Genomic DNA, 25,282 nt, shown 5'->3' with positions numbered 1-25,282 from the left:
TCGGCCTATGTCCTTTGCGGTAATTCAAATGGTCAGCCAGAGTGATGTGCTGGCCAACCTGGCACAGGCCCGGCGCTTGCTGGAGCAGGCGGCGGCAGGTGGTGCGAAGCTGGCAGTTCTGCCTGAGAACTTCGCTGCCATGGGGCGTCGTGACGTGGCCGATATTGGCCGCGCTGAAGCGTTGGGCGAAGGCCCGATCCTCCCATGGTTGAAACAGACCGCCCGCGACCTCACCTTATGGATAGTGGCCGGCACTTTGCCGCTGCCGCCCAAGGACCAACCTGACGCCAAGTCCAACGCCTGTTCGCTGCTGATCGATGATCGGGGTGAAATCGTTGCCCGTTACGACAAGCTGCACCTGTTCGATGTGGACGTAGCGGACGCGCGAGGTCGTTATCGTGAATCCGACGACTATGCTTTCGGGAGCAATGTGGTGGTGGCGGATACGCCGGTGGGCCGCTTGGGCCTGACGGTGTGTTATGACTTGCGGTTCCCGGAGCTGTACAGCGAATTGCGCGCGGCGGGGGCGGAATTGATTACCGCGCCTTCGGCCTTCACGGCGGTGACCGGTGCCGCGCATTGGGATGTACTGATCCGCGCGCGCGCCATTGAAACCCAGTGCTACCTGCTGGCGGCCGCTCAAGGCGGTGTGCATCCAGGCCAACGGGAAACCTTTGGCCACGCGGCAATTGTCGACCCTTGGGGGCGAGTGCTGACCCAACAGGATCAAGGCGAGGCGGTGTTGTTGGCCGAACGCGACAGCAGTGAACAGGCGTCGATACGGGCGCGCATGCCGGTGGTCAACCATCGGCGCTTTTTCTCGCAGGGCGCACAGCGACCTGCTTCGGAACGATGAATTTAAGGCCAAACCTATGAGCGAGTTGTTGTCCTCAGTCAGTGAACACCTCCTGGCACCCGGTGGCGTGACCATCGAAAGTTTGCAAACCGTGCTCGGTGATCTGGCCGGGCCGGGCATCGACGCGGCCGATCTGTATTTCCAAGGCCAGATTTCGGAGTCATGGGCTCTCGAAGACGGCATTGTCAAGGAAGGCAGTTTCAACCTTGACCAAGGCGTGGGCGTGCGGGCGCAATCCGGTGAAAAGACCGGCTTTGCCTACAGCAACGCTATCACCCTTGAAGCCCTTGGCCTGGCTGCCCGTGCGGCGCGCTCGATTTCCCGGGCAGGCCAGAACGGCACGGTGCAGGCGTTCAGCACCCAGGACGTAGCCCAGTTGTACGCTCCGGATAACCCCCTGGAAGTGATCAGCCGTGCGGAGAAGGTCGACTTGCTCAAGCGTATCGACGCTGCCACCCGTGCCCTCGACCCGCGTATCCAGCAAGTCACCGTGAGCATGGCCGGTGTGTGGGAGCGCATCCTTGTGGCGTCCACTGACGGCGGCCTGGCGGCGGATGTACGGCCGCTGGTGCGTTTCAATGTCAGCGTGATTGTGGAGCAGAACGGTCGCCGTGAGCGTGGTGGTCATGGTGGTGGTGGGCGCACCGACTACCGTTATTTCCTCGCTGAAGACCGTGCCATGGGCTATGCCCGTGAAGCGCTGCGTCAGGCACTGGTCAACCTCGAAGCGATTCCGGCGCCGGCCGGTACATTGCCGGTGGTGTTGGGCTCGGGCTGGTCCGGTGTGTTGCTCCACGAAGCCGTTGGCCATGGCCTGGAAGGCGACTTCAACCGCAAGGGCAGTTCGGCCTACAGTGGGCGCATGGGCGAGATGGTCGCATCCAAGCTGTGCACCATTGTCGATGATGGCACCCTGGCCGGTCGCCGTGGCTCGCTGAGCGTCGACGACGAAGGTACACCGACCGAGTGCACCACGCTGATTGAAAACGGCGTGCTCAAGGGTTACATGCAAGACAAGCTCAACGCTCGCCTGATGGGCGTGGCGCGTACCGGTAACGGCCGCCGCGAGTCCTACGCGCACCTGCCGATGCCGCGTATGACCAACACCTACATGCTCGGTGGCGAAAGCGATCCGGCGGAAATCATCGCTTCGGTAAAACGCGGGATCTACTGCGCCAACCTCGGCGGTGGTCAGGTGGACATCACCAGCGGTAAGTTCGTGTTCTCCACCAGCGAAGCGTACCTGATCGAAGACGGCAAGATTACCGCGCCCGTCAAAGGGGCAACGTTGATTGGTAACGGGCCGGAAGCCATGAGCAAGGTGTCGATGGTCGGTAACGACCTGTCGCTGGACAGTGGCGTGGGCACATGCGGCAAAGATGGGCAATCAGTGCCAGTCGGCGTTGGCCAGCCAACCTTGAAGATTGATGCGATCACCGTGGGTGGCACGGGCTCGTAAGAGCCGGAGCTTCGGGTGGCGCAGAACGCCACCCGGGGAAGAGGATCAACGCAGGCCGCGTTGAGTCTCGTCCAGCTCACGGATGTATTTGAAAATTTTACGGCTGGTGGCCGGAGCCTTGTTTTGCGCCAGTTCGTGCTGGGCCTGACGGATCAGGGAGCGCAGTTGCTGGCGGTCCGCGTCCGGGTAGTCCAACACGAACTTCTCCAGCACAGCGTCATCGCCCGAAATCAGGCGGTCACGCCAACGTTCCAGGTTGTGGAAGCGTTCGTTGTACTGGCGAGTGGAGGCATCGAGTTGATCGAGCAAGGTCAGAATGGCGTCAGTGTCCTGATCGCGCATCAGTTTGCCGATAAACATGATGTGCCGTTTACGCGCGATATTCGCGGTGTGCTTAGGCGCATCAGCCAGGGCCCGGCGCATTTCGTCGGTCAGTGGCAGTTTTGCAACCAAGTCAGGCTTGAGCGTTGTAAGGCGCTCGCCAAGATCAACCAGAGCATGCAGCTCGCGTTTGACCTGGGTTTTGCTTTTCTCCCCATCGAGGGAGTCGTCGTAAGAATCAACCATGGTGGCAGTCCGCAAAGAAACGCCGCCATGATAACCAGTCGGGGGCCGCTTGTCCGGCCCGGTCGCTCGATGGCCTTAACCGAAAGCAGAATTTGAGTGGAGAAAACCATGAGTGCAGCCCAAAGCGTCGGTCCGCAAGCGTTACCGGCACTGCAGGAACAAGTCGAGCAGATCCTTGCCGAGGCCAAGCGCCAGGGGGCCAGTGCCTGTGAAGTGGCGGTCTCGCTGGAGCAGGGGCTGTCGACGTCGGTACGCCAGCGGGAAGTGGAAACCGTCGAATTCAACCGCGACCAGGGGTTTGGCATCACATTGTATGTGGGGCAGCGCAAAGGGTCGGCCAGTACCTCGGCCAGTGGGCCGGAAGCGATTCGCGAGACTGTCGCCGCGGCGTTGGCAATTGCCAAGCACACCTCCGAAGATGAAAGCTCGGGCCTGGCAGATAAGGCGCTGATGGCCAAGGACTTAAAGGATTTCGATCTTTTTCACGCCTGGGATATCACGCCCGAACAGGCAATCGAACTGGCGTTGACTTGCGAAGCGGCGGCATTTGATGCCGATCCCCGCATTAAAAACGCTGACGGCACTACGTTGAGCACGCATCAAGGCTGTCGCGTATATGGCAACAGCCATGGCTTTATCGGCGGTTACGCCTCCACTCGCCATAGCTTGAGCTGTGTGATGATCGCCGAAGCCAACGGCCAGATGCAGCGCGACTATTGGTATGACGTAAGCCGCCAGGGCGAATTGTTGGCCGACCCAGCCAGCATCGGCCAGCGCGCGGCGCAACGTGCAGCAAGCCGTCTGGGCGCCCGCCCGGTACCGACTTGCGAAGTGCCGGTGCTGTTTTCGGCTGAACTGGCCGGTGGCTTGTTCGGCAGTTTCCTGGGCGCGATTTCCGGCGGCAACCTGTACCGCAAGTCTTCGTTTCTTGAAGGCGCTATCGGCCAGAAACTGTTCCCTGAGTGGTTGACCATCGATGAACGCCCGCACCTGATGCGTGCCATGGGCAGCTCAGCGTTCGACGGTGATGGCCTGGCCACTTATGCCAAGCCGTTTGTCGAGAAGGGTGAGTTGGTGTCGTACGTACTGGGCACTTACGCCGGCCGCAAGCTTGGCCTGCCAAGCACAGCCAACTCCGGTGGCGTGCACAACCTGTTCGTCACCCATGGCGACGAAGATCAGGCGGCGCTGTTGCGTCGCATGGGTCGCGGCTTGCTGGTGACCGAATTGATGGGCAGTGGCCTGAATATGGTTACCGGTGATTATTCACGCGGCGCGGCAGGTTTCTGGGTGGAAAACGGTGAAATTCAATTCGCCGTTCAGGAAGTGACCATCGCTGGCAACATGCGCGATATGTTCAAGCAGATCGTCGCGGTGGGTAATGACCTGGAACTGCGCAGTAACATTCGCACGGGTTCTGTATTGATCGAGCGGATGACTGTCGCTGGCAGCTAACCCCTCGGAAGTTAACGAAAAAGGCGCGCCATCTTATCGATGGCGCGCCTTTTTTGTGGCTGAGCCATTAGCGGATTGACGTGCCGCTCTTGTTTTGATTCTTAATATCATTTAATAATAAATCTCATTATCGAATGAGTGTGGACCATGAGTTCTGTCCTGCATGAGGATCCTTACCTGGAGAGCTGGCGCTGGATGAGTCGTCAGATTCGCTGCGGCCTCGATCCAAACGAACCTCGCCTGATTGAACATTACCTCAATGAAGGTCGATACCTGGCGTGCTGCACCGCGACCCATCCGTGGACGATCGCTGAAACCTCCTTCCACCTGCTGATCGACACCGCCAGCGATATTGCCTTGCCCTGGCACTGGCGATCCATGTGTCTGGACCAGGCGTGGCGTCCATTACGCGACCTGGAAAAACTTTCCCACTGCGCCTGCCGCCTCAAGCGCTGGCAGACCTTTGCCTGGCAATTGGCGACCTGTGAATTACTGCCTTCCCTTTCTGTTTCTGACCTGGTGCAAGGATCTTCCGATGAGTAACACCCGTATCGAACGCGACAGCATGGGCGAACTGCAAGTACCTGCCGAGGCCTTGTATGGTGCGCAAACCCAGCGTGCGGTGAATAATTTTCCGATCAGCAACCAACGCATGCCGGCGCAATTCATTCGCGCACTGATCCTGGCCAAAGCTGCCGCTGCCAAGGCTAACGTCGACCTTAAGCAAATCAGCGAAGGGCAGGGCAAGGCCATTGTCGACGCTGCCCAAGGCTTGCTCGAAGGCGATTTCATGCCGCACTTCCCGGTGGATATCTTCCAGACCGGCTCCGGCACCAGTTCCAATATGAACGCCAACGAAGTCATTGCGACCCTGGCCACACGCCTGCTGGGCGAGCCGGTCAACCCCAATGACCACGTGAACTGCGGCCAAAGCAGCAACGACATCATTCCCACCACCATTCACGTCAGCGCAGCGCTGGTTCTGCATGAGCAAACCTTGCCGGCCCTGCTGCACTTGGTTCAGGTGATTGAACACAAGGCTGAACAAGTCCACCCCTTCATCAAGACCGGCCGCACGCACCTGATGGACGCGATGCCCGTGCGCATGAGCCAGGTGCTCAATGGCTGGGCGCAACAGCTCAAGGCCAATATCGGTCACTTGCAGGATCTGCTGCCGAGCTTGCAGGCGTTGGCCCAGGGCGGCACGGCGGTCGGCACCGGGGTCAACGCACACCCGGAATTTGCGGCCCGTTTCAGCCAACAACTGAGCAGCCTCACCGGCGTGAAATTCACGCCGGGCAAAAACCTGTTCGCATTGATCGGCTCCCAGGACACCGCCGTCGCTGTCTCCGGCCAACTGAAAGCCACCGCCGTGTCGCTGATGAAAATCGCCAACGACCTGCGCTGGATGAACTCCGGACCATTGGCCGGGTTGGGTGAAATCGAGCTGGAAGGCCTGCAGCCAGGCTCTTCGATCATGCCGGGCAAGGTCAACCCGGTGATCCCGGAAGCGACCGCCATGGTCGCCGCCCAAGTTATTGGCAATGACACGGTCATTACCGTCGCCGGCCAGTCCGGTAACTTCGAACTGAACGTGATGTTGCCGATCATTGCCCAGAACCTGCTGAGCAGCCTTGAACTACTGGCCAACTCCAGCCGGCTGCTGGCGGACAAGGCGATCGCCAGCTTCAAGGTCAATGAGGCCAAGCTCAAGGAAGCGCTGTCGCGTAACCCGATCCTGGTCACTGCACTCAACCCGATCATTGGTTACCAAAAAGCCGCTGAAATTGCCAAGAAGGCTTATCAGCAAGGCCGCCCGGTGATTGATGTCGCCCTCGAGCACACCGACTTGCCACGTAGCCAACTGGAAATCCTGTTGGATCCGGAAAAGCTCACGGCCGGCGGCGTGTAATCACCGACTCTGCTTTGGAGGTTCACCATGGAGCATTGGAAACGCACGATCGAACGGGCCAATCGCTGCTTTATGCAAGGCGAGCTGGTCGACGCTCGCGAAGCCTATTTGCAAGCCCTGGCCCTGGCTCAAGTGTTATTCGAGCGTTGGGCGGATGCCGACGAAGCAGTGGCGGCCTGCGTCATTTCCCATCACAACCTGGCGGACCTGCACCTGCGCCTGAACCAGCCTGAAGAAAGCGCGGAATACCTTTGTGCTATCCACCAGCGCCTCCTGCAGACCCTGCAAGACCCGCGCATGAGCCCGCAATTACGCGAGGCGGCGCTGCGCCAGAGCAGCAAAACTTATGTCGAGCTGTTGAATTTCATCAGCGATCACGGCGAGTACCCGCGTACCCATCGCTTGCTGGGTGGCACTGCTGCGCAACCGGGTACGTCGACCCGCAACAGCCCCTATTACGGAGCACATTGATATGTCCTACACCTTGCCGGCCTTGCCTTATGCCTACGATGCCCTGGAGCCGCATATTGATGCGCAAACCATGGAAATTCACTACACCAAGCATCACCAGACCTACATCAATAACCTGAATGCAGCGGTCGAAGGTACCGAGTTCGCCGGCTGGCCGGTTGAGAAACTGGTGTCCAGCGTTCAGCAATTGCCGGAAAAATTGCGTGCTGCAGTCATCAACCAGGGCGGCGGTCATGCTAACCACTCGTTGTTCTGGGCGGTGATGTCGCCGAAGGGCGGTGGCAAACCAGAAGGTGCGTTAGCCAAAGCCATCGACGAGCAATTGGGTGGCTTCGACAGTTTCAAGGAGGCCTTTACCAAAGCGGCCTTGACCCGGTTTGGCAGCGGCTGGGCCTGGCTGAGCGTTACCCCGCAAAAGACCCTGGTGGTGGAAAGCAGCGGTAACCAGGACAGCCCGCTGATGAGCGGCAACACGCCGATCCTGGGTCTGGACGTGTGGGAGCACGCTTACTACCTGCGCTACCAGAACCGTCGCCCGGAATACATCAATGCCTTCTACAGCGTCATCCATTGGCCGGAAGTCGCTGCACGCTACCAGGCCGCCGTGGCCTGACATTTATTTATAGCAAGATCTAAGGCCGACTATGGGCACTGAAACACTGGCGATCAGCAGTGGGCGAATGTTTCGTTACGCGTTTGGCTCGCTGCTGCTATTGGCAGGGACTGCGTTGCTGGTGGCACACGGGCTGACCTGGCTGGACCTTGAACCGCGTATCTTGCGCGCCTTGCAGGGCGGCGCGATCTGCGCGCTCGGCACGGCACTGGGCGCGGTGCCGGTGTTGGTGATTCGCCGGATGCCGGTGGCGCTGAGCGATACCTTGCTGGGCTTTGGTGCCGGGGTAATGTTGGCGGCGACGGCCTTTTCGCTGATCGTGCCGGGCATTGCAGCAGCCCAAAGCCTTGGGCTTTCGCCTTGGGGCGCGAGTGGTTTGATCAGCTTCGGGATCATGCTCGGGGCGTTCGGTCTTTATCTGGTCGACCGCAAGGTATCAGGCGCTAGCCCGGAGATGCTGGTGGGCACGCCGGATAAACCGGTGATTCCCCCACGCATCTGGCTATTCGTATTTGCCATCATTGCCCACAACATTCCCGAAGGCATGGCGGTAGGCGTTTCGGCAGGTGGAGGAATGCCGGATGCCGACAGCTTGGCCATGGGGATTGCCCTGCAGGACGTGCCGGAAGGTTTAGTGATCGCACTGGTCTTGGCCGGGGCGGGGATGTCGCGAGTCAAAGCGTTCCTGATCGGCGCGGCGTCGGGCCTGGTTGAACCGGTATTTGCTGTGCTGTGTGCGTGGTTGGTGAGCCTGGCGGAGGTTTTGTTACCGCTGGGGCTCGCGTTGGCGGCTGGGGCGATGTTGCTGGTGGTGACGCACGAAGTGATCCCCGAGTCGCGCCGTAATGGTCACGAAAAGCTTGCCAGCCTGGGGTTGTGCGTCGGGTTCTGTTTGATGATGGTGATGGATACTGCTTTAGGGTGAGGCCATTGCAGCCTCACACCCGCCTCAAAGGGTGAGTTTACTCACCCTCATCAAAGAAGTTATTGATCAGCTTCACCAGCGCGTCCATCGCTTCCTGCTCTTGTTCGCCTTCCGTCTTTAAATGAATCCTGGTGCCCTTGCCGGCGGCCAGCATCATCATGGCCATAATACTTTTACCGTCGACCATGGAATCCGGAGTGCGCCCGGCGCGGATCTGGCAAGGAAACTGCCCGGCAACACCGACAAATTTAGCTGAAGCGCGGGCGTGCAGGCCCAGCTTGTTGATGATTTCAATTTCCAGAGCGGGCATCGCGGGGGTGTTCCTTTCAGCTAAGGTCGCGGTGGCGAACCTGAACGTTCTTGAGGGTTTGTTGCAGCACCTGGCCCAGGCGTTCGGTCAGGTAGACCGAGCGATGGTGGCCGCCGGTGCAGCCGATGGCAATGGTGACATAGGCCCGATTGCTTGCCGCAAAGCGCGGCAACCATTTGAGCAGGTAGCTGGAGATGTCCTGGAACATCTCCTCGACATCCGGCTGTGCAGCCAGGTACTCGGCCACCGGTTGATCAAGGCCTGACTGATCACGCAACTCCGGCTTCCAGTAAGGATTGGGCAGGCAGCGCACATCAAACACCAGGTCGGCATCCACCGGCATCCCACGCTTGAAGCCAAATGACTCGACCAGAAATGCGGTGCCAGGCTCCGGCTGATTCAGCAAACGCAGCTTGATCGCATCACGCAATTGATACAGGTTCAGGCCGGTGGTGTTGATCTTGAGATCGGCGAGGTCAATGATCGGTCCCAGCAGCGTGGTCTCGTCCTCGATGGCTTCGGCCAGCGAGCGGTGAGGGCTGCTGAGGGGGTGGCGTCGACGGGTTTCGGAGAAGCGCTTGAGCAGCGTCTCCTCATCGGCGTCCAGGTACAGCACATCGCAATTAATATGCTTGGCGCGTACTTCCTCAAGCAATTGCGGGAAGCGCTGAAGATGGCTGGGCAGGTTTCGGGCGTCAATCGAGACGGCAACCAGAGGCTGCGCCAGTTCGGTGTGGATCAGTGCACGTTCCGCCAACTCGGGCAGCAAACCGGCGGGCAGGTTGTCGATGCAATAAAATCCGTTGTCCTCAAGGACGTTGAGGGCGGTGCTTTTACCCGAGCCGGAGCGGCCGCTGACGATGATCAAACGCATGATTACTGCCCGTTTTGTTCATCCAGGACAACCTGATAGAGCGCCTCATTGCTGTTGGCACTGCGCAGTTTGTCGCGTACTTCCTTGCGGTCGAGCATGCTGGCGATCTGCCGGAGCAGTTCCAGGTGCGCATCGGTGGCGGCTTGCGGGACCAGCAGGACGAACAGCAGGTCGACCGGGGCGCCGTCGATGGCGTCGAAATCAATAGGTTTTTCCATGTGCAGCAGGGCGCTGACTGGAGACTCACAGCCTTGCAGGCGGCAATGGGGAATGGCGATGCCGTTACCAAAACCGGTTGAACCCAGTTTTTCACGGGCAATCAGCGCCTCATAGACAACTTGCTCATCCAGCTCAGGCACTTCACGGCTGATCAGGTTGGCAATTTGTTCGAGGGCTTTCTTTTTGCTGCCGCCCGGCACGTTCACGAGGGAACGGCCGGGGGTCAGGATGGTTTCAAGTCGAATCATGGGTGGGGAGTGTTAGCGGCCAGTGCCTTGAAGAAGGCTCTGCTGCTTTTCCTTATGCTTTTTAAGTTGGCGGTCAAGCTTGTCAGTCAAGGCATCGATCGATGCATACATGTCTTCATGCTCGGCATTGGCGACCACTTCGCCACCGGGTATCTGCAAGGTCGCTTCAATTTTCTGCTGAAGCTTATCGACCTTCATGATGACCTGCACATTGGTGATCTTGTCGAAATGACCCTCGAGTCGTTTCAGCTTCTGCTCGACATATTCGCGCAATGGAGGGGTGACTTCTACATGGTGTCCACTGATGTTGACTTGCATACAGCTTCTCCTTCGTTGCCAGTGCATAAAGCGACAGGCAAAAGCGCCTGCCACTGGAACGCTATGGCCCGCCCGTCACATCAAACGCTTACGCTCGCTGGAAGGCGCGATCCCGAGGGACTCGCGGTACTTGGCGACGGTTCGACGGGCGACCTGAATGCCTTGTGCCTCCAGTAAACCAGCGATCTTGCTGTCACTCAACGGCTTTTTCTGATTTTCCGCGGCAACCAGTTTTTTGATGATCGCGCGGATCGCCGTGGACGAGCATTCGCCGCCTTCGGAGGTGCTTACGTGGCTGGAGAAAAAGTATTTCAGCTCATAAATACCCCGTGGGGTATGCATGAATTTCTGTGTGGTCACCCTGGAAATTGTCGATTCATGCATGCCTACCGCTTCGGCGATATCGTGCAGGACCAGGGGTTTCATGGCCTCGTCGCCGTATTCCAGGAAGCCGCGTTGATGTTCGACGATCTGAGTGGCCACTTTCATCAGGGTTTCGTTGCGGCTTTGCAGGCTCTTGATGAACCAGCGCGCTTCCTGCAACTGGTTGCGCATGAAGGTGTTATCGGCGCTGGTATCGGCACGGCGCACAAAACCTGCGTATTGCGGGTTGACCCGCAGACGAGGCACCGACTCCTGGTTCAGCTCCACCAGCCAACGTTCGTTGTCTTTGCGCACGATCACATCGGGAACGACATATTCGGCTTCGCTGGACTCGATCTGCGAGCCCGGGCGAGGGTTAAGGCTCTGCACCAGCTCGATGACCTGGCGCAGGTCGTCTTCCTTGAGCTTCATACGGCGCATCAGCTGGCTGTAGTCGCGGCTGCCCAGCAGGTCGATGTAGTCGGTGACCAGGCGCTGGGCTTCGGCGAGCCACGGGGTCTTGGCAGGCAGTTGGCGCAGTTGCAGCAACAGGCACTCACTCAGCGTGCGCGCGCCGATACCGGCGGGCTCGAACTGCTGGATGCGGTGCAGGACGGCTTCGATTTCGTCCAGTTCGATGTCCAGTTCCGGATCGAAAGCCTCAAGGATCTCTTCGAGAGTCTCGTCCAGATAACCCTGGTTATTGATGCAGTCGATCAGGGTCACCGCGATCAGGCGATCGGTGTCGGACATCGGCGCCAGGTTCAATTGCCACAGCAAATGGCTCTGCAAGCTCTCGCCGACGGAGGTGCGGGTGGTGAAATCCCACTCGTCATCATCATTGCTGGGCAGGCTGCTGGCGCTGGTCTGGTAAACGTCTTCCCAGGCGGTGTCTACCGGAAGCTCGTTGGGAATGCGTTCGTTCCATTCGCCTTCCTCAAGGTTGTCCACCGTAGGGGCGGTTTCCTGATAGGAAGGTTCCTGCACGTCGGAATTGGGTTTTTGCTCGATGTTGTCGGCCAGCGGGTCTGCATTATCGAAGTCGTCGCCTTCTTCCTGGCGTTCGAGCATCGGATTGGACTCCAGGGCCTCCTGGATTTCCTGTTGCAGGTCCAGGGTCGACAATTGGAGCAGGCGGATGGCCTGTTGCAGCTGCGGTGTCATCGTCAGCTGCTGGCCCATTCTCAGGACTAGCGATGGTTTCATGGCAGGGGCTTAACACCTTATTCGCCGGCGCAATGCGCCATCCACGACAGGGCGCGTGAGCGCCAAACATAAGCAAATTATATGCCTGATGTCGGGGGCTTTGCCTAGAGCGCGGTAACAATAAAAAACCGGAGGTTTTTATTGACTCCCGCGCGCTTTGGCGAACGGCCAGACACCACAGTGCTTACAGGCGGAACTCGTGGCCCAGGTATACTTCCTTGACCAGTTCGTTGGCCAGGATGGTGGCGGAGTCGCCTTCGGCGATCAGCTGACCATCGTTGACGATATAAGCCGTTTCACAGATATCGAGGGTCTCACGGACGTTGTGGTCGGTGATCAATACACCGATACCCTTGGCCTTGAGATGATGGATGATCTGCTTGATGTCGCCGACCGAGATCGGGTCGACGCCGGCGAAGGGTTCATCCAGCAGGATGAATTTCGGCGCAGTGGCCAGGGCACGGGCGATTTCCACACGGCGACGCTCACCACCGGACAAGCTCATGCCAAGGTTGTCGCGAATGTGGTTGATGTGGAATTCCTGCAGCAGGCTTTCCAGCTCTTTGCGGCGGCCGTCACGGTCGAGTTCCTTGCGGGTCTCCAGGATCGCCATGATGTTGTCTGCTACCGACAGTTTGCGGAAGATCGACGCCTCTTGGGGAAGATAGCCGATACCTGCGCGCGCACGACCGTGCATCGGCTGGTTGCTGACGTCCAGGTCATCGATCAATACACGGCCCTGATCCGCCTGGACCAGGCCAACAATCATGTAGAAGCACGTGGTCTTGCCGGCGCCGTTGGGGCCGAGCAAGCCAACGATCTGGCCGCTGTCTATCGATAAACTGACGTCGCGTACGACCTGACGGCTTTTATAAGCCTTGGTCAGATGCTGGGCTTTCAGGGTTGCCATTAGTTCGCCTTCTTCGCAGCGGGTTTGGGCGCAGGCTGGGCGGCGCCTTCTTTCTGCTTCGGCTGGATAACCATGTCGATGCGCGGCTTCGGAGTGCCGATCTTCGAGCCGGTAGCGCGACCCGCCTGGGCGATCTGCTTCACCGTGTCATAGGTGATTTTTTCACCGTCGGTGGTGTTGCCATCGCTGCTGACAACCCTGGCCTGGTCGATCAGGATGATGCGATTCTGCTGGGCGTGATACTGGATGGTCTTGCCATAGCCCTTGATCGGGGCCGGGTCCGTAGCCGCCTGCTTCTGTTCGAAGTAAGCCAGGTTGCCCACCGACGTCACCACATCAATGTCGCCAGCCGGCGTACGCGTGAGCGTCACCGTGTTGCCGGTGATTTTCATCGAGCCTTGGGTGATGATCACGGCGCCTGTGTAGGTCGCAACACCTTGCTTGTCATCCAGCTGAGCGTCGTCAGCCTGGATGTGGATCGGTTGCTGGCTATCGTTCGGCAGAGCCCAGGCGCTCACGCTTCCCAGTGCTGCGCCCAGACCGAGCAAAATAGGGAGGGTTTTAACGAGCCTCATACTGTCCTCTTACGTTCGATAGCAGGTGTATCCTGCTTTCTTTCAAATACGCTTTCATTCCCTTGCCAGTCGATACACCGCCAGCGCCGTCGATTCTAACGTCTTGCTCGGTCTGCGCATATTGCTGTTGTGGGAAAACGGTCATGCGACTGCTGGTAATAATGGTGTCGCGCTTCTTCTCGTCAGTACGTGCAACACGTACCGAGTCGATCAGTTCCACCTGGGTACCGTCCGGGTTGACCTCGCCACGCTTGCTGGTGACGTGCCACGGAAACTCGGTGCCGCGGTAAAGGTTCATGTCCGGGTTGGTCAGCAAACTGACCTCCGAAGCCTTCAAATGCTCGACCTTGTCCGAAGTCATCTCATACTGCACCTTGCCGTCAGGCAGGAATTGCACGGAGTAGGCATTGGTCGCGTAATAGTCGACAGCGCCTTCGTCAACCTGTGCTACAGGCTTGTCGAGAAAGCGCTCCGGGCTGATATTCCAGTAGCCCACCGCCAGGAACAGCGCGGCGATGACCCCGAATAGCAGGAAGTTGCGAATCTTTTTGCTCAGCATAAAACGCTCTATAGGTAGGCGGCGTGGGCCGCTTCAAGACTGCCCTGGGCACGCAGGATCAATTCGCAGAACTCGCGGGCGGCACCCTCACCGCCACGTGCGGTAGTGATGCCATGGGCATGTTCGCGAACAAACGCCGCCGCATTGGCGACGGCCATGCCCAGGCCCACCCGGCGAATGACCGGCAGGTCAGGCAGATCGTCGCCCAGATAGGCAACCTGCTCATAGCTTAGGTTGAGTTGGCCAAGAAGCTCGTCCAGAACCACCAGTTTATCCTCGCGGCCCTGATACAGGTAAGGAATCCCCAGGTTTTGTGCGCGGCGTTCCACAACCGGTGTTTTTCGACCACTGATAATGGCTGTTTGCACACCGGCAGCCATCAACATTTTGATGCCCTGGCCGTCGAGGGTGTTGAAGGTCTTGAATTCGCTGCCATCTTCGAGAAAGTACAGGCGGCCATCGGTCAGTACGCCATCAACGTCGAAAATCGCCAATTTGATGTTTTTGCCGCGTTCTAGCAAGTTGCTGGTCATTTACATCACTCCCGCACGCAGCAAGTCGTGCATGTTCAGGGCGCCAATCGGGCGGTCGTCGCTATTGACCACCACCAGCGCGCCAATCTTGTGGTCTTCCATGATCTTCAGCGCTTCGGCTGCAAGCATCTCGGGGCGTGCAGTCTTGCCGTGTGGCGTCATGACTGCATCAATGGTGGCGGTGTGGATATCGATCGTGCGGTCCAGGGTGCGGCGCAGGTCACCGTCGGTGAATACCCCGGCCAAACGCCCATCAGCCTCCAGGATCACGGTCATGCCCAGGCCTTTGCGGGTCATTTCCATCAGCGCGTCCTTCAGCAAGGTGCCGCGCTGCACGTGAGGCAACTCATCGCCTGAATGCATGACGTTTTCCACTTTAAGCAGCAGTCGACGACCCAAGGCGCCGCCCGGGTGCGAAAACGCGAAGTCCTCAGCGGTAAAGCCGCGAGCTTCCAGCAGGGCCACGGCCAGGGCATCGCCCATGACCAACGCTGCTGTGGTGGAGGAGGTCGGCGCCAGGTTCAGCGGGCAGGCCTCGTGGGCCACGTGAACATTCAGGTTCACTTCGGCAGCCTTGGCCAGCGTTGACTCCGGATTACCGGTGAGACTGATCATTTTGATGCCCAGACGCTTGATCAGCGGCAGCAGGGTCACGATTTCGTTGGTGGTGCCGGAGTTAGACAGTGCCAGGATGATGTCATCCTTGGTGATCATGCCCATGTCGCCGTGGCTGGCTTCGGCCGGGTGCACAAAAAAAGCCGTGGTCCCGGTACTTGCCAGGGTGGCGGCGATTTTGTTGCCGACGTGGCCGGATTTGCCCATGCCGACCACGACAACGCGGCCCTTGCTGGCCAGAATCATCTCGCATGCACGTACGAAATCTGCGTCGATATGGGCCAGTAAACCTTCTACGGCTTCAAGCTCGAGGCGGATGGTGCGTTGTGCGGATTGAATAAGCTCGCTGGATTGGCTCATGTCTTAAATCGTATAGCCTGACGAAAAGGCGGCGATTATAGCGGTAATGATCAATTCCCTCACGTTAGTTCGTCAGGCTTTATTCGGCAGGTGCCTGAGTTTCATGCTCGGCAGCGTTTTTTCCCTGTCCCGAATCTGAACGAGCGCTGTTCCGGCCTTGGGGGCTCTGTACCAGCAGTGATATAGTTCGCCGCCAGTTCGGTCCGCCCAGCCAATTTGCCTAATTATTGCGCATTCGTTGTAAACGAAAGTCGCAAGCATGGTGTCTGAGTGAAAGGCTGCATCCCAAGGAGATTAGATGAGTGCCGATAACGCCTACGCGGTCGAGCTGAAGGGCCTTACCTTCAAGCGCGGGACGCGCAGCATCTTCAATAACGTCGATATTCGCATTCCCCGCGGCAAGGTCACGGGCATCATGGGGCCTTCCGGTTGCGGCAAGACCACACTGTTGCGCCTGATGGGCATGCAATTGCGTCCCAGCGCCGGCGAAGTGTGGGTCAACGGCCAGAACCTGCCGACATTGTCGCGCAGTGATCTGTTCGATGCGCGCAAGCACATGGGGGTGCTGTTCCAGAGCGGCGCACTGTTCACCGACCTCGACGTGTTCGAAAACGTGGCGTTTCCGCTGCGGGTCCACACTCAGCTGTCCGATGAGATGATTCGTGACATCGTGTTGCTGAAACTGCAGGCCGTTGGCCTTCGCGGTGCCATCGACCTGATGCCTGACGAGTTGTCCGGTGGCATGAAGCGCCGTGTCGCGCTGGCGCGAGCCATCGCCCTCGATCCGCAGATCCTTATGTATGACGAGCCTTTCGTGGGCCAGGACCCGATCGCCATGGGCGTACTGGTGCGCCTGATTCGCCTGCTCAACGATGCGTTGGGGATTACCAGTATCGTGGTATCGCACGACTTGGCCGAAACCGCGAGCATCGCCGACTACCTTTATGTAGTCGGCGATGGTCAGGTGCTGGGGCAGGGCACGCCTGAAGAACTGATGAACGCTGACAACCCGCGCATTCGCCAATTCATGACCGGCGATCCCGATGGCCCGGTGCCTTTTCATTTTCCGGCAGCGGACTACCGCTCAGATCTTCTGGGGAAGCGCTGATGCGCAAGACATCTTTAATCGAGAAGGTTCGCCTTTTCGGTCGCTCCGGTATCGACTTGGTCGAGGTGCTGGGGCGTTCGACGATTTTCCTGTTTCATGCGTTGCTCGGTCGCGGCGGCATTGGTGGCGGCTTTGGCCTGCTGCTAAAGCAACTGCACTCAGTAGGCGTGATGTCCCTGGTGATCATCGTGGTTTCCGGGATTTTCATCGGCATGGTGCTGGCACTGCAGGGGTTCAATATCCTCTCCAGCTACGGTTCGGAGCAGGCTGTGGGGCAGATGGTCGCCCTGACGCTGTTGCGCGAACTGGGCCCGGTGGTCACCGCCTTGCTGTTTGCCGGTCGCGCGGGTTCCGCGTTGACTGCCGAAATCGGCAACATGAAGTCCACCGAGCAGTTGTCCAGCCTGGAAATGATCGGCGTGGACCCGCTCAAGTACATTGTTGCCCCGCGCCTGTGGGCTGGCTTCATTTCCCTGCCACTGCTGGCGATGATTTTCAGCGTGGTGGGCATCTGGGGCGGTTCGTGGGTGGCGGTTGACTGGTTGGGCGTCTATGACGGCTCTTACTGGGGCAACATGCAAAACAGCGTGACCTTCAGCGGCGACGTGCTCAACGGCATCATAAAGAGCATCGTCTTCGCCTTTGTAGTGACCTGGATCGCCGTATTCCAAGGCTATGACTGTGAGCCCACTTCAGAAGGGATCAGTCGCGCCACCACCAAGACCGTTGTGTACGCCTCGCTGGCGGTACTGGGCCTTGACTTCATTTTGACCGCCTTGATGTTTGGAGATTTCTGATGCAAAACCGCACTGTGGAAATCGGTGTCGGCCTTTTCTTGCTGGCTGGCATCCTGGCTTTACTGTTACTGGCCCTGCGAGTCAGCGGTCTTTCGGCCAGCCCCACCGCCGACACTTATAAACTTTACGCGTACTTCGATAATATTGCCGGTTTGACTGTCAGAGCTAAAGTGACCATGGCCGGTGTAACCATCGGCAAGGTCACGGCAATCGATCTGGATCGCGACAGCTTCACCGGCCGAGTGACCATGCAAGTCGACAAGAAGGTAGATAATCTGCCGACTGACTCGACTGCATCTATTCTCACTGCGGGTCTGCTGGGCGAGAAGTACATCGGTGTCAGCGTGGGCGGGGAAACAGCCTTGCTCAAGGATGGTTCGACAATCCACGACACACAGTCGTCGTTGGTGCTTGAAGACCTGATCGGTAAATTCCTGCTCAATACGGTCAATAAAGACGCCAAATGAGGAATCTGTTCATGATCTCTACCTTGCGACGTGGCCTGCTGGTGCTGCTTGCAGCACTGCCGCTGATGGCCAACGCGGCGGGTTCTGCGCACGATCTGGTGCAGGACACGACCAACAAGATGTTGGCTGACCTGACTGCCAACAAAGAGCAGTACAAGCAAGACCCGACCAAGTTTTACGATGCGCTGAATACCATTGTTGGTCCGGTGGTCGATGCCGAAGGCATTTCCCGCAGCATCATGACGGTCAAGTATTCGCGCAAGGCTACCCCTGCGCAAATGCAGACATTCCAGGAAAACTTCAAGAAGGGCCTGTTCCAGTTTTATGGCAACGCCCTGCTGGAGTACAACAATCAGGGTATTACCGTCGCCCCAGCCGGGGATGAGTCGGGTGATCGCACCAGCGTTAACATGAGCGTCAAAGGCAACAACGGCGCCATCTACCCTGTGCAGTACACGCTGGAGAAGGTCAACGGCGAGTGGAAGCTGCGTAACGTGATCATCAACGGTATCAACATCGGCAAGCTGTTCCGCGATCAGTTCGCCGACGCCATGCAGCGCAATGGCAACAACCTGGACAAGACCATCAATGGTTGGGCCGGTGAAGTCGCCAAGGCCAAAGAAGAAACCGACAAACAAGCTGCCGGGAAGCCTGCGCAATGACCGAGTCGGCTGTTCGTCTTGGCGACGCCGGCGAGTTGTTCCTCAGTGGCGTGCTGGATTACCGCTCCGGGCCTGACCTGCGCAAGCAGGGTCAGGCGCTGATCAAGTCCAGTGCGGCGCCTGCGCTGGTGCTTGATTGCTCGGCGGTGACCAAGTCCAGCAGCGTCGGCCTGTCGTTGTTGCTGTGTTTCATTCGTGATGCCGAAGCGGCCAGGAAGCCGGTCAGCATTCGTGCCTTGCCCGACGACATGCGTGAAATTGCGCAGGTTTCCGGTCTGACCGAGCTGTTGGCGCATCCTTAATACACATTATTAAAGAAGCCCCCCGTCAGAGTCCTGCTATGCGGGGTTCGCAGGCGCGGGGCTTTTTTGTATGATGTGCGACCCGTGCGCACTGGGCGCCGATAGAGGTTGAGCATGCAGGCCCTAGAAGTTAAAAGCTTCCTTGAAGGAAAGCTGCCGGAAACGAACGTAGAAGTTGAAGGCGAAGGCTGCAATTTCCAGCTGAACGTGATTAGCGATGAACTGGCGGCACTGAGCCCGGTCAAGCGTCAACAGCAGATCTATGCCCATTTAAACCCGTGGATCACCGATGGCAGCATTCACGCGGTCACTATGAAATTTTTCAGCCGCGCGGCCTGGGCCGAGCGCACCTGAGCCCCCAAGGCGTCGAGATTCTTATGGATAAATTGATTATTACCGGCGGTGCCCGCCTTGACGGCGAGATCCGCATTTCCGGTGCGAAAAACTCCGCCTTGCCGATTTTGGCAGCAACCCTGCTGTGCGACGGCCCGGTGACTGTGGCCAACCTGCCGCACCTGCACGACATCACCACCATGATCGAGCTGTTCGGTCGCATGGGCATTGAGCCTGTGATTGACGAGAAACTCAGCGTCGAAATCGACCCGCGCACCATCAAAACCCTGATCGCTCCGTACGAATTGGTGAAAACCATGCGTGCGTCGATCCTGGTACTGGGCCCGATGGTTGCGCGCTTCGGTGAAGCTGAAGTGGCACTGCCTGGCGGTTGCGCCATCGGTTCGCGTCCGGTCGACCTGCACATTCGTGGCCTTGAAGCCATGGGTGCAACCATCGACGTTGAAGGCGGCTACATCAAGGCCAAGGCGCCGGAAGGCGGCCTGCGCGGTGCCAACTTCTTCTTTGATACCGTCAGTGTGACCGGTACCGAGAACATCATGATGGCGGCAGCCCTGGCCAACGGCCGCAGCGTGCTGCAAAACGCCGCGCGCGAGCCGGAAGTGGTCGACCTGGCCAACTTCCTGATCGCCATGGGTGCCAACATCACTGGCGCCGGCACCGACACCATCACCATCGACGGTGTTAAACGCCTGCATCCGGCCACCTACAAAGTGATGCCTGATCGCATCGAGACCGGTACCTACCTGGTTGCCGCTGCCGTTACCGGTGGTCGCGTCAAGGTCAAGGACACTGATCCGACTATCCTGGAAGCGGTCCTGGAAAAGCTGCGTGAAGCCGGTGCAGAAATCACCACCGGCGAAGACTGGATCGAGCTGAACATGCACGGCAAGCGGCCCAAAGCGGTCAACGTGCGTACCGCTCCGTACCCGGCGTTCCCGACCGACATGCAGGCGCAGTTCATTTCCTTGAACGCGATTGCCGAAGGCACCGGTGCCGTGATCGAGACCATCTTCGAAAACCGCTTCATGCACGTGTATGAACTGCATCGCATGGGCGCCAAGATCCAGGTCGAAGGCAACACCGCCATCGTCACTGGCATCGAGAAGCTCAAGGGTGCGCCAGTCATGGCGACCGACCTGCGTGCTTCCGCCAGCCTGGTGATCTCGGCGTTGTGCGCTGACGGCGACACCCTCATCGACCGCATCTACCACATAGACCGTGGTTACGAGTGCATCGAAGAAAAACTGCAGATGCTCGGCGCCAAGATCCGCCGCGTACCGGGCTAGTTCCCGCTGCACGGGCGCAGGGAAGCGCCCGCCCGGGGTGTGTACGCGCATTAACGCTTGCGCACCCCGGCCGAATTTGTTTCAAATCGAGGCTGTAATGGCCTCGATCTGTGTCTGGCGCCGTTTGCGACCGGACAGCAATAGCCTGATGAAGGACTGACGTTTCCCATGTTGACCATCGCACTGTCCAAGGGCCGCATCCTTGACGACACTTTGCCGCTTCTGGCTGAAGCGGGCATCGTGCCGACCGAGAATCCGGACAAGAGCCGCAAGCTGATCATCCCCACGACCCAGGACGACGTTCGCCTGCTGATCGTGCGGGCTACCGACGTGCCGACCTACGTTGAACATGGCGCGGCCGACCTCGGCGTCGCCGGCAAAGACGTGCTGATGGAATACGGCGGCCAGGGCCTTTACGAGCCGCTGGACCTGCGTATTGCCCTGTGCAAGCTGATGACCGCCGGCCGTGTCGGTGACGTCGAGCCCAAAGGCCGCCTGCGCGTGGCGACCAAGTTCGTCAACGTCGCCAAGCGCTACTACGCAGAACAAGGCCGTCAGGTCGACATCATCAAGCTCTACGGCTCGATGGAGCTGGCGCCGCTGATCGGCCTGGCCGACAAGATTATCGACGTGGTCGACACCGGCAACACGCTGCGTGCCAACGGTCTTGAGCCTCAGGATTTCATTGCCGACATCAGCTCTCGCCTGATCGTCAACAAAGCTTCGATGAAAATGCAACACGCCCGTATCCAGGCGTTGATCGACACCCTGCGCAAGGCAGTGGAGTCTCGACACCGCGGTTGACTCACCTGCGCGGCCTTGGGTCGCGCCCGTCTATCCGCCTCATAGCCAGAATTCTCAGGTGCCCAAGCGGATCGACTGCTGGGAAGGTGCGCTGACGTTCAATAACGAATCGCGCCTTACCCCAAAAGGCAACTTATGTTAGTAGAAGATTCTTTTTCAATAATTAGCGACGCGTAGCAGTCAGCCTTTTGAGGTAAGGCCCTGCGGGTTGGCACTGTGGTTGCTCCATGCTGCGTTGCGGGACTTGGTAAGGAAACAACCCTTACCAGCGCCCGCGCCTTGCCTGGCACAACCACAGTACCAACGCGCTTCGTTATTGAACGTCAGCGCACCTTCGGGCGCCTGAGTTTTTGCCAATCCTATGAGGCCCTCGCTATGACCACGTCCACTGCAATTGCCCGACTCAACGCTGCCGACCCGGATTTCGCCTATCATCTGGATCATCTGCTGAGCTGGGAAAGCGTGTCCGACGACTCGGTCAACGTGCGAGTGCTCGACATCATCAAGGCCGTGCGCGAGCGCGGTGATGCGGCGCTGGTGGACTTCACTCGCCAGTTCGACGGCCTCGACGTCGCGTCGATGTCGGACCTGATCCTGCCCCGCGAACGCCTCGAGCTGGCCCTGACGCGTATCACTGTGCCTCAGCGCGAAGCATTGGAAGTCGCGGCGGCGCGGGTGCGCAGTTACCACGAAAAACAGAAGCAGGATTCCTGGAGCTACACCGAGGCCGATGGCACCGTGCTGGGCCAAAAGGTCACGCCTCTGGACCGCGCCGGCCTGTACGTGCCGGGCGGTAAAGCCTCGTACCCGTCGTCGGTACTGATGAACGCAATCCCGGCCAAAGTGGCGGGCGTGACCGAAGTGGTCATGGTCGTGCCGACCCCGCGCGGTGAAATCAACGAGCTGGTACTGGCGGCAGCCTGCATCGCCGGCGTTGACCGCGTGTTCACCATTGGTGGTGCTCAAGCCGTTGCGGCGCTGGCCTACGGTACCGAAAGCGTGCCGAAGGTCGACAAAGTGGTCGGTCCCGGCAACATCTACGTGGCCACCGCCAAGCGCCACGTATTTGGCCAGGTCGGTATCGACATGATCGCAGGCCCCTCGGAAATCCTGGTGGTGTGTGACGGCCAGACCGACCCGGACTGGATCGCCATGGACCTGTTTTCTCAGGCCGAGCACGATGAAGACGCCCAGGCGATCCTGGTCAGCCCCGACGCCGAGTTCCTCGACAAGGTCATCGCCAGCATCAACAAGCTGCTGCCGACCATGGAACGCGCCGAGATCATCGAGAAGTCGATCAATGGGCGTGGCGCGCTGATCCTGGTGCGTGACATGGAGCAGGCCATCGAAGTGGCCAACCGCATTGCGCCGGAGCACTTGGAGTTGTCCGTGGCTGACCCACAAGCCTGGCTGCCGTCGATTCGCCACGCCGGTGCGATCTTCATGGGGCGCCACACCAGCGAAGCCTTGGGCGACTACTGTGCAGGCCCGAACCACGTGCTGCCGACTTCCGGCACTGCGCGCTTCTCGTCGCCGCTGGGGGTGTATGACTTCCAGAAGCGCTCGTCGATCATCTTCTGCTCGCCACAAGGTGCATCCGAGCTGGGCAAGACCGCCTCGGTGCTGGCCCGTGGTGAATCCCTCAGCGCTCACGCCCGCAGCGCCGAATACCGCATCCTTGAAGAAGGGAACTAAGACATGAGCAAATTCTGGAGCCCTTTCGTCAAGGACCTCGTGCCTTACGTACCTGGCGAGCAGCCGAAGCTGACCAAGCTGGTCAAGCTCAATACCAATGAAAACCCGTACGGCCCGTCCCCCAAGGCGTTGGCAGCCATGCAGGCCGAGTTGAACGACAACTTGCGCCTGTACCCGGACCCCAACAGCGACCTGCTCAAGCAGGCGGTGGCCAAGTATTACGGGATTGATGCCGGCAAGGTGTTCCTCGGTAACGGTTCCGACGAAGTCCTGGCGCACATTTTCCACGGTCTGTTCCAGCACGACCTGCCGCTGCTGTTTCCGGATATCAGCTACAGCTTTTATCCGGTTTACTGCGGTCTTTATGGCATCAAGTCTGACCCGATCCCGTTGGATGAGCAGTTCCAGATTCGTGTTGCCGACTACGCCAGGCCTAACGGCGGGATCATCTTCCCCAACCCGAACGCGCCGACTGGCTGCGTGCTGGCACTGGATGCGGTGGAACAGATCCTCAAGGCCAGCCCGGATTCGGTGGTGGTGGTCGATGAGGCCTATATCGACTTCGGTGGCGAAACGGCCATCAGCCTGGTGGATCGCTATCCGAACCTGCTGGTGACCCAGACCCTGTCCAAATCGCGCTCACTGGCCGGTTTGCGCGTGGGCCTGGCGGTGGGCCACCCGGACCTGATCGAGGCGCTGGAGCGGGTCAAGAACAGCTTCAACTCCTATCCGTTGGATCGGCTGGCGATTGTTGGTGCGGCGGCGGCATTCGAGGACCGTGAATACTTCGAGAAGACCTGCCAGCAGGTGATCGAGAGCCGTAACCAGGTGGTCGCGCAACTGCAAGCTAAAGGCTTTGAAGTGTTGCCGTCGGCGGCCAATTTCATCTTTGCTCGCCACCCACGGCACGACGCCGCTGGTTTGGCCGCGAAGTTGCGTGAGCAGGGCGTGATTGTGCGGCACTTCAAGCAGGAGCGGATTGCCCAGTTCCTGCGGATCAGCATCGGTACGCCGGAGCAGAACCAGGCGCTGATTGATGGTCTTGGCGAGCTTTAACATCCGCTGAAAGCAAATGTGGGAGGGGGCTTGCTCCCGATGGCGGAGTGTCAGTCGACATCTAATTGACTGATTTACCGTCATCGGGAGCAAGCCCCCTCCCACATTGTTTTTGCGGCGTTGGTTACAGCAAAGGCTCATCCGGCTTCTTGTTCTTCCAGCCATCATTGCCCGGCAGCAGCAGGTTCAGTGCAATGGCTACCACCGCACACAGGGCAATGCCCTTGAGGCCGAAATCATCCGGGCCGGTGCCGGTGCCGACCAGCACACCGCCAATCCCGAACACCAGGGTCACCGACACAATCACCAGATTGCGCGCTTCCCCAAGGTCGATCTTGTGGCGGATCAGCGTGTTCATGCCTACCGCGGCAATCGAGCCGAACAGCAGGCACAGAATCCCGCCCATTACCGGTATTGGAATGCTCTGCAGCAGTGCGCCGAACTTGCCGATAAATGCCAGACTGATGGCAAACACCGCCGCCCAGGTCATGATTTTCGGGTTGTAGTTCTTGGTCAGCATCACTGCGCCGGTCACTTCGGCGTACGTGGTGTTCGGCGGGCCGCCAAACAGCCCGGCAGCCGTGGTGGCAATGCCGTCACCGAGCAAGGTGCGATGCAGGCCGGGCTTCTTCAGGTAGTCGCGACCGGTCACGCTGCCCACTGCAATCACACCACCGATATGTTCGATCGCCGGGGCCAGGGCCACCGGGACGATAAACAGGATCGCCTGCCAGTTGAACTCCGGCGCGGTGAAGTGGGGCAGGGCGAACCACGGCGCAGCAGCGATTTTCGCCGTGTCGACCACACCAAAGTAGAAGGCCATGGCAAAACCTACCAGCACACCGGAGATGATCGGCACCAGGCGGAAAATGCCTTTGCCGAATACCGCCACGATCAAGGTGGTGAGCAGCGCCGGCATCGAAATCAGCATCGCTGTCTGGTAATGGATCAGCTCACTGCCATCACCAGCTTTACCCATCGCCATATTGGCGGCAATCGGCGCCATGGCCAGGCCGATGGAAATAATCACCGGGCCGATCACCACGGGCGGTAGCAGGCGGTCGATAAAACCGGTGCCTTTGACCTTCACGGCCAGCCCCAGGAACGTATAAACGAAACCAGCCGCCATCACGCCGCCCATGGTCGCCGCGAGGCCGAACTGGCCTTTGGCGAGAATGATCGGGGTGATGAACGCAAAGCTCGACGCCAGGAACACGGGCACCTGCCGCCCTGTGACTACCTGAAACAGCAAGGTGCCAAGGCCGGCGGTAAACAGTGCAACGTTTGGATCAAGACCTGTGATCAGCGGCATCAACACCAGCGCGCCAAATGCTACGAAGAGCATTTGTGCGCCAGACAGGATCTGGCGCCAAAGCGGGTCGTTGAATTCATCCTGCATG

30 protein-coding genes are annotated in these 25,282 nt (G+C 59.1%); 18 read left to right on the top strand and 12 right to left on the bottom strand.

Annotated features, from left to right (window positions below):
• The first annotated feature begins 7 nt into the window (after positions 1 to 7).
• Both ACI77D_RS11295 and tldD read left to right on the top strand, forming a co-directional pair.
• Entirely contained in the window at positions 8 to 856 is an 849-nt protein-coding gene (locus ACI77D_RS11295) for a carbon-nitrogen hydrolase family protein (RefSeq protein ID WP_407016577.1), read from the top strand.
• A gap of 16 nt (positions 857 to 872) precedes the next feature.
• Positions 873 to 2,315, top strand: coding sequence for a metalloprotease TldD (tldD, locus tag ACI77D_RS11290; RefSeq protein ID WP_064450712.1), 1,443 nt, complete (start codon positions 873 to 875; stop codon positions 2,313 to 2,315).
• 45 nt (positions 2,316 to 2,360) lie between these two features.
• Here tldD and yjgA read toward each other — a convergent pair whose 3' ends face one another.
• Complete coding sequence (gene yjgA / locus ACI77D_RS11285) at positions 2,361 to 2,882, bottom strand: ribosome biogenesis factor YjgA (protein WP_064450713.1); 522 nt, start codon at positions 2,880 to 2,882, stop codon at positions 2,361 to 2,363.
• A gap of 108 nt (positions 2,883 to 2,990) precedes the next feature.
• On the opposite strand from yjgA, the gene pmbA reads away from it, so the two are divergent.
• From pmbA to ACI77D_RS11255, 6 genes are all read left to right on the top strand, one after another.
• Positions 2,991 to 4,337: a metalloprotease PmbA gene (gene pmbA, locus ACI77D_RS11280; protein ID WP_064450714.1), complete on the top strand. Its 1,347-nt coding sequence runs from the start codon at positions 2,991 to 2,993 to the stop codon at positions 4,335 to 4,337.
• Between the two features lie 147 nt (positions 4,338 to 4,484).
• Complete coding sequence (locus ACI77D_RS11275; RefSeq protein ID WP_262667031.1) at positions 4,485 to 4,880, top strand: FagA protein; 396 nt, start codon at positions 4,485 to 4,487, stop codon at positions 4,878 to 4,880.
• Positions 4,873 to 6,249 carry a lyase family protein gene (locus ACI77D_RS11270; RefSeq protein ID WP_064450716.1) on the top strand — a complete coding sequence of 459 codons (1,377 nt, stop codon included), beginning with the start codon at positions 4,873 to 4,875 and terminating at the stop codon, positions 6,247 to 6,249. The genes ACI77D_RS11275 and ACI77D_RS11270 overlap by 8 nt, the downstream gene beginning before the upstream one ends.
• Positions 6,250 to 6,276: 27 nt before the next feature.
• The gene (locus ACI77D_RS11265; RefSeq protein ID WP_128588501.1) at positions 6,277 to 6,720 is read left to right on the top strand and encodes a hypothetical protein; all 444 of its coding nucleotides are present in this window, start codon (positions 6,277 to 6,279) and stop codon (positions 6,718 to 6,720) included.
• Position 6,721: 1 nt separating this feature from the next.
• Positions 6,722 to 7,333: a superoxide dismutase gene (locus ACI77D_RS11260; RefSeq protein WP_064450718.1), complete on the top strand. Its 612-nt coding sequence runs from the start codon at positions 6,722 to 6,724 to the stop codon at positions 7,331 to 7,333.
• Positions 7,334 to 7,364: 31 nt separating this feature from the next.
• Positions 7,365 to 8,258, top strand: a complete 894-nt coding sequence (locus ACI77D_RS11255; protein WP_262667034.1) for a ZIP family metal transporter — start codon at positions 7,365 to 7,367, stop codon at positions 8,256 to 8,258.
• 37 nt (positions 8,259 to 8,295) lie between these two features.
• Here the strand turns inward: ACI77D_RS11255 and ACI77D_RS11250 are convergent, their stop codons facing one another.
• The 10 genes from ACI77D_RS11250 to ACI77D_RS11205 all read right to left on the bottom strand — a co-directional run bounded on the left by ACI77D_RS11250 (position 8,296) and on the right by ACI77D_RS11205 (position 15,348).
• Positions 8,296 to 8,568 (bottom strand): HPr family phosphocarrier protein, encoded by a 273-nt coding sequence (locus tag ACI77D_RS11250; RefSeq protein ID WP_221293958.1) that lies wholly within the window; start codon positions 8,566 to 8,568, stop codon positions 8,296 to 8,298.
• Positions 8,569 to 8,584: 16 nt separating this feature from the next.
• Positions 8,585 to 9,442 (bottom strand): RNase adapter RapZ, encoded by an 858-nt coding sequence (rapZ, locus tag ACI77D_RS11245; protein ID WP_053254418.1) that lies wholly within the window; start codon positions 9,440 to 9,442, stop codon positions 8,585 to 8,587.
• A 2-nt stretch (positions 9,443 to 9,444) separates the two neighbouring features.
• Positions 9,445 to 9,909, bottom strand: a complete 465-nt coding sequence (gene ptsN, locus ACI77D_RS11240; protein WP_407016576.1) for a PTS IIA-like nitrogen regulatory protein PtsN — start codon at positions 9,907 to 9,909, stop codon at positions 9,445 to 9,447.
• A 12-nt stretch (positions 9,910 to 9,921) separates the two neighbouring features.
• Positions 9,922 to 10,227: a ribosome hibernation-promoting factor, HPF/YfiA family gene (hpf, locus tag ACI77D_RS11235; RefSeq protein ID WP_017138237.1), complete on the bottom strand. Its 306-nt coding sequence runs from the start codon at positions 10,225 to 10,227 to the stop codon at positions 9,922 to 9,924.
• Positions 10,228 to 10,302: 75 nt separating this feature from the next.
• Complete coding sequence (locus tag ACI77D_RS11230; protein ID WP_064450721.1) at positions 10,303 to 11,796, bottom strand: RNA polymerase factor sigma-54; 1,494 nt, start codon at positions 11,794 to 11,796, stop codon at positions 10,303 to 10,305.
• 184 nt (positions 11,797 to 11,980) lie between these two features.
• Entirely contained in the window at positions 11,981 to 12,706 is a 726-nt protein-coding gene (lptB, locus tag ACI77D_RS11225; protein WP_407016575.1) for an LPS export ABC transporter ATP-binding protein, read from the bottom strand.
• The gene (gene lptA / locus ACI77D_RS11220) at positions 12,706 to 13,281 is read right to left on the bottom strand and encodes a lipopolysaccharide transport periplasmic protein LptA (RefSeq protein ID WP_064450722.1); all 576 of its coding nucleotides are present in this window, start codon (positions 13,279 to 13,281) and stop codon (positions 12,706 to 12,708) included. Before lptA ends, lptB begins: the two co-directional genes overlap by 1 nt.
• Positions 13,268 to 13,840, bottom strand: a complete 573-nt coding sequence (gene lptC / locus ACI77D_RS11215) for an LPS export ABC transporter periplasmic protein LptC (RefSeq protein WP_064450723.1) — start codon at positions 13,838 to 13,840, stop codon at positions 13,268 to 13,270. Before lptC ends, lptA begins: the two co-directional genes overlap by 14 nt.
• Before the next feature lie 8 nt (positions 13,841 to 13,848).
• Positions 13,849 to 14,373 (bottom strand): HAD family hydrolase, encoded by a 525-nt coding sequence (locus ACI77D_RS11210; protein WP_064450724.1) that lies wholly within the window; start codon positions 14,371 to 14,373, stop codon positions 13,849 to 13,851.
• The gene (locus tag ACI77D_RS11205) at positions 14,374 to 15,348 is read right to left on the bottom strand and encodes a KpsF/GutQ family sugar-phosphate isomerase (RefSeq protein WP_053254425.1); all 975 of its coding nucleotides are present in this window, start codon (positions 15,346 to 15,348) and stop codon (positions 14,374 to 14,376) included.
• Between the two features lie 298 nt (positions 15,349 to 15,646).
• Here ACI77D_RS11205 and ACI77D_RS11200 point away from each other — a divergent pair, with 298 nt between their 5' ends.
• The 10 genes from ACI77D_RS11200 to hisC all read left to right on the top strand — a co-directional run bounded on the left by ACI77D_RS11200 (position 15,647) and on the right by hisC (position 23,882).
• Positions 15,647 to 16,456 (top strand): ATP-binding cassette domain-containing protein, encoded by an 810-nt coding sequence (locus ACI77D_RS11200; RefSeq protein WP_003171811.1) that lies wholly within the window; start codon positions 15,647 to 15,649, stop codon positions 16,454 to 16,456.
• The gene (gene mlaE / locus ACI77D_RS11195) at positions 16,456 to 17,253 is read left to right on the top strand and encodes a lipid asymmetry maintenance ABC transporter permease subunit MlaE (RefSeq protein WP_053254427.1); all 798 of its coding nucleotides are present in this window, start codon (positions 16,456 to 16,458) and stop codon (positions 17,251 to 17,253) included. The genes ACI77D_RS11200 and mlaE overlap by 1 nt, the downstream gene beginning before the upstream one ends.
• Positions 17,253 to 17,720 (top strand): outer membrane lipid asymmetry maintenance protein MlaD, encoded by a 468-nt coding sequence (mlaD, locus tag ACI77D_RS11190; RefSeq protein WP_005784855.1) that lies wholly within the window; start codon positions 17,253 to 17,255, stop codon positions 17,718 to 17,720. The genes mlaE and mlaD overlap by 1 nt, the downstream gene beginning before the upstream one ends.
• A gap of 11 nt (positions 17,721 to 17,731) precedes the next feature.
• Positions 17,732 to 18,382, top strand: coding sequence for a phospholipid-binding protein MlaC (locus ACI77D_RS11185; RefSeq protein WP_064450726.1), 651 nt, complete (start codon positions 17,732 to 17,734; stop codon positions 18,380 to 18,382).
• Positions 18,379 to 18,684 carry a lipid asymmetry maintenance protein MlaB gene (locus ACI77D_RS11180; protein ID WP_064450727.1) on the top strand — a complete coding sequence of 102 codons (306 nt, stop codon included), beginning with the start codon at positions 18,379 to 18,381 and terminating at the stop codon, positions 18,682 to 18,684. Before ACI77D_RS11185 ends, ACI77D_RS11180 begins: the two co-directional genes overlap by 4 nt.
• Before the next feature lie 114 nt (positions 18,685 to 18,798).
• A complete protein-coding gene (locus tag ACI77D_RS11175; protein ID WP_008434291.1) occupies positions 18,799 to 19,038 on the top strand; it encodes a BolA family protein in 240 nt (79 codons plus the stop codon).
• A 23-nt stretch (positions 19,039 to 19,061) separates the two neighbouring features.
• The gene (murA, locus tag ACI77D_RS11170) at positions 19,062 to 20,327 is read left to right on the top strand and encodes a UDP-N-acetylglucosamine 1-carboxyvinyltransferase (RefSeq protein ID WP_053254430.1); all 1,266 of its coding nucleotides are present in this window, start codon (positions 19,062 to 19,064) and stop codon (positions 20,325 to 20,327) included.
• 168 nt (positions 20,328 to 20,495) lie between these two features.
• Entirely contained in the window at positions 20,496 to 21,131 is a 636-nt protein-coding gene (gene hisG, locus ACI77D_RS11165) for an ATP phosphoribosyltransferase (RefSeq protein WP_003188599.1), read from the top strand.
• A 375-nt stretch (positions 21,132 to 21,506) separates the two neighbouring features.
• Positions 21,507 to 22,826: a histidinol dehydrogenase gene (gene hisD / locus ACI77D_RS11160; protein WP_407016574.1), complete on the top strand. Its 1,320-nt coding sequence runs from the start codon at positions 21,507 to 21,509 to the stop codon at positions 22,824 to 22,826.
• A gap of 3 nt (positions 22,827 to 22,829) precedes the next feature.
• Positions 22,830 to 23,882, top strand: coding sequence for a histidinol-phosphate transaminase (gene hisC / locus ACI77D_RS11155; protein WP_262667038.1), 1,053 nt, complete (start codon positions 22,830 to 22,832; stop codon positions 23,880 to 23,882).
• 124 nt (positions 23,883 to 24,006) lie between these two features.
• On the opposite strand, the gene ACI77D_RS11150 is transcribed toward hisC, so the two are convergent.
• Complete coding sequence (locus ACI77D_RS11150) at positions 24,007 to 25,281, bottom strand: uracil-xanthine permease family protein (protein WP_064450730.1); 1,275 nt, start codon at positions 25,279 to 25,281, stop codon at positions 24,007 to 24,009.
• Position 25,282: the final 1 nt, after the last annotated feature.

This window comes from Pseudomonas sp. O39 (genome assembly GCF_045447295.1).
Classification (GTDB): domain Bacteria; phylum Pseudomonadota; class Gammaproteobacteria; order Pseudomonadales; family Pseudomonadaceae; genus Aquipseudomonas; species Aquipseudomonas antarctica_A.
This window is presented reverse-complemented; position numbering and strand designations above follow the sequence as displayed.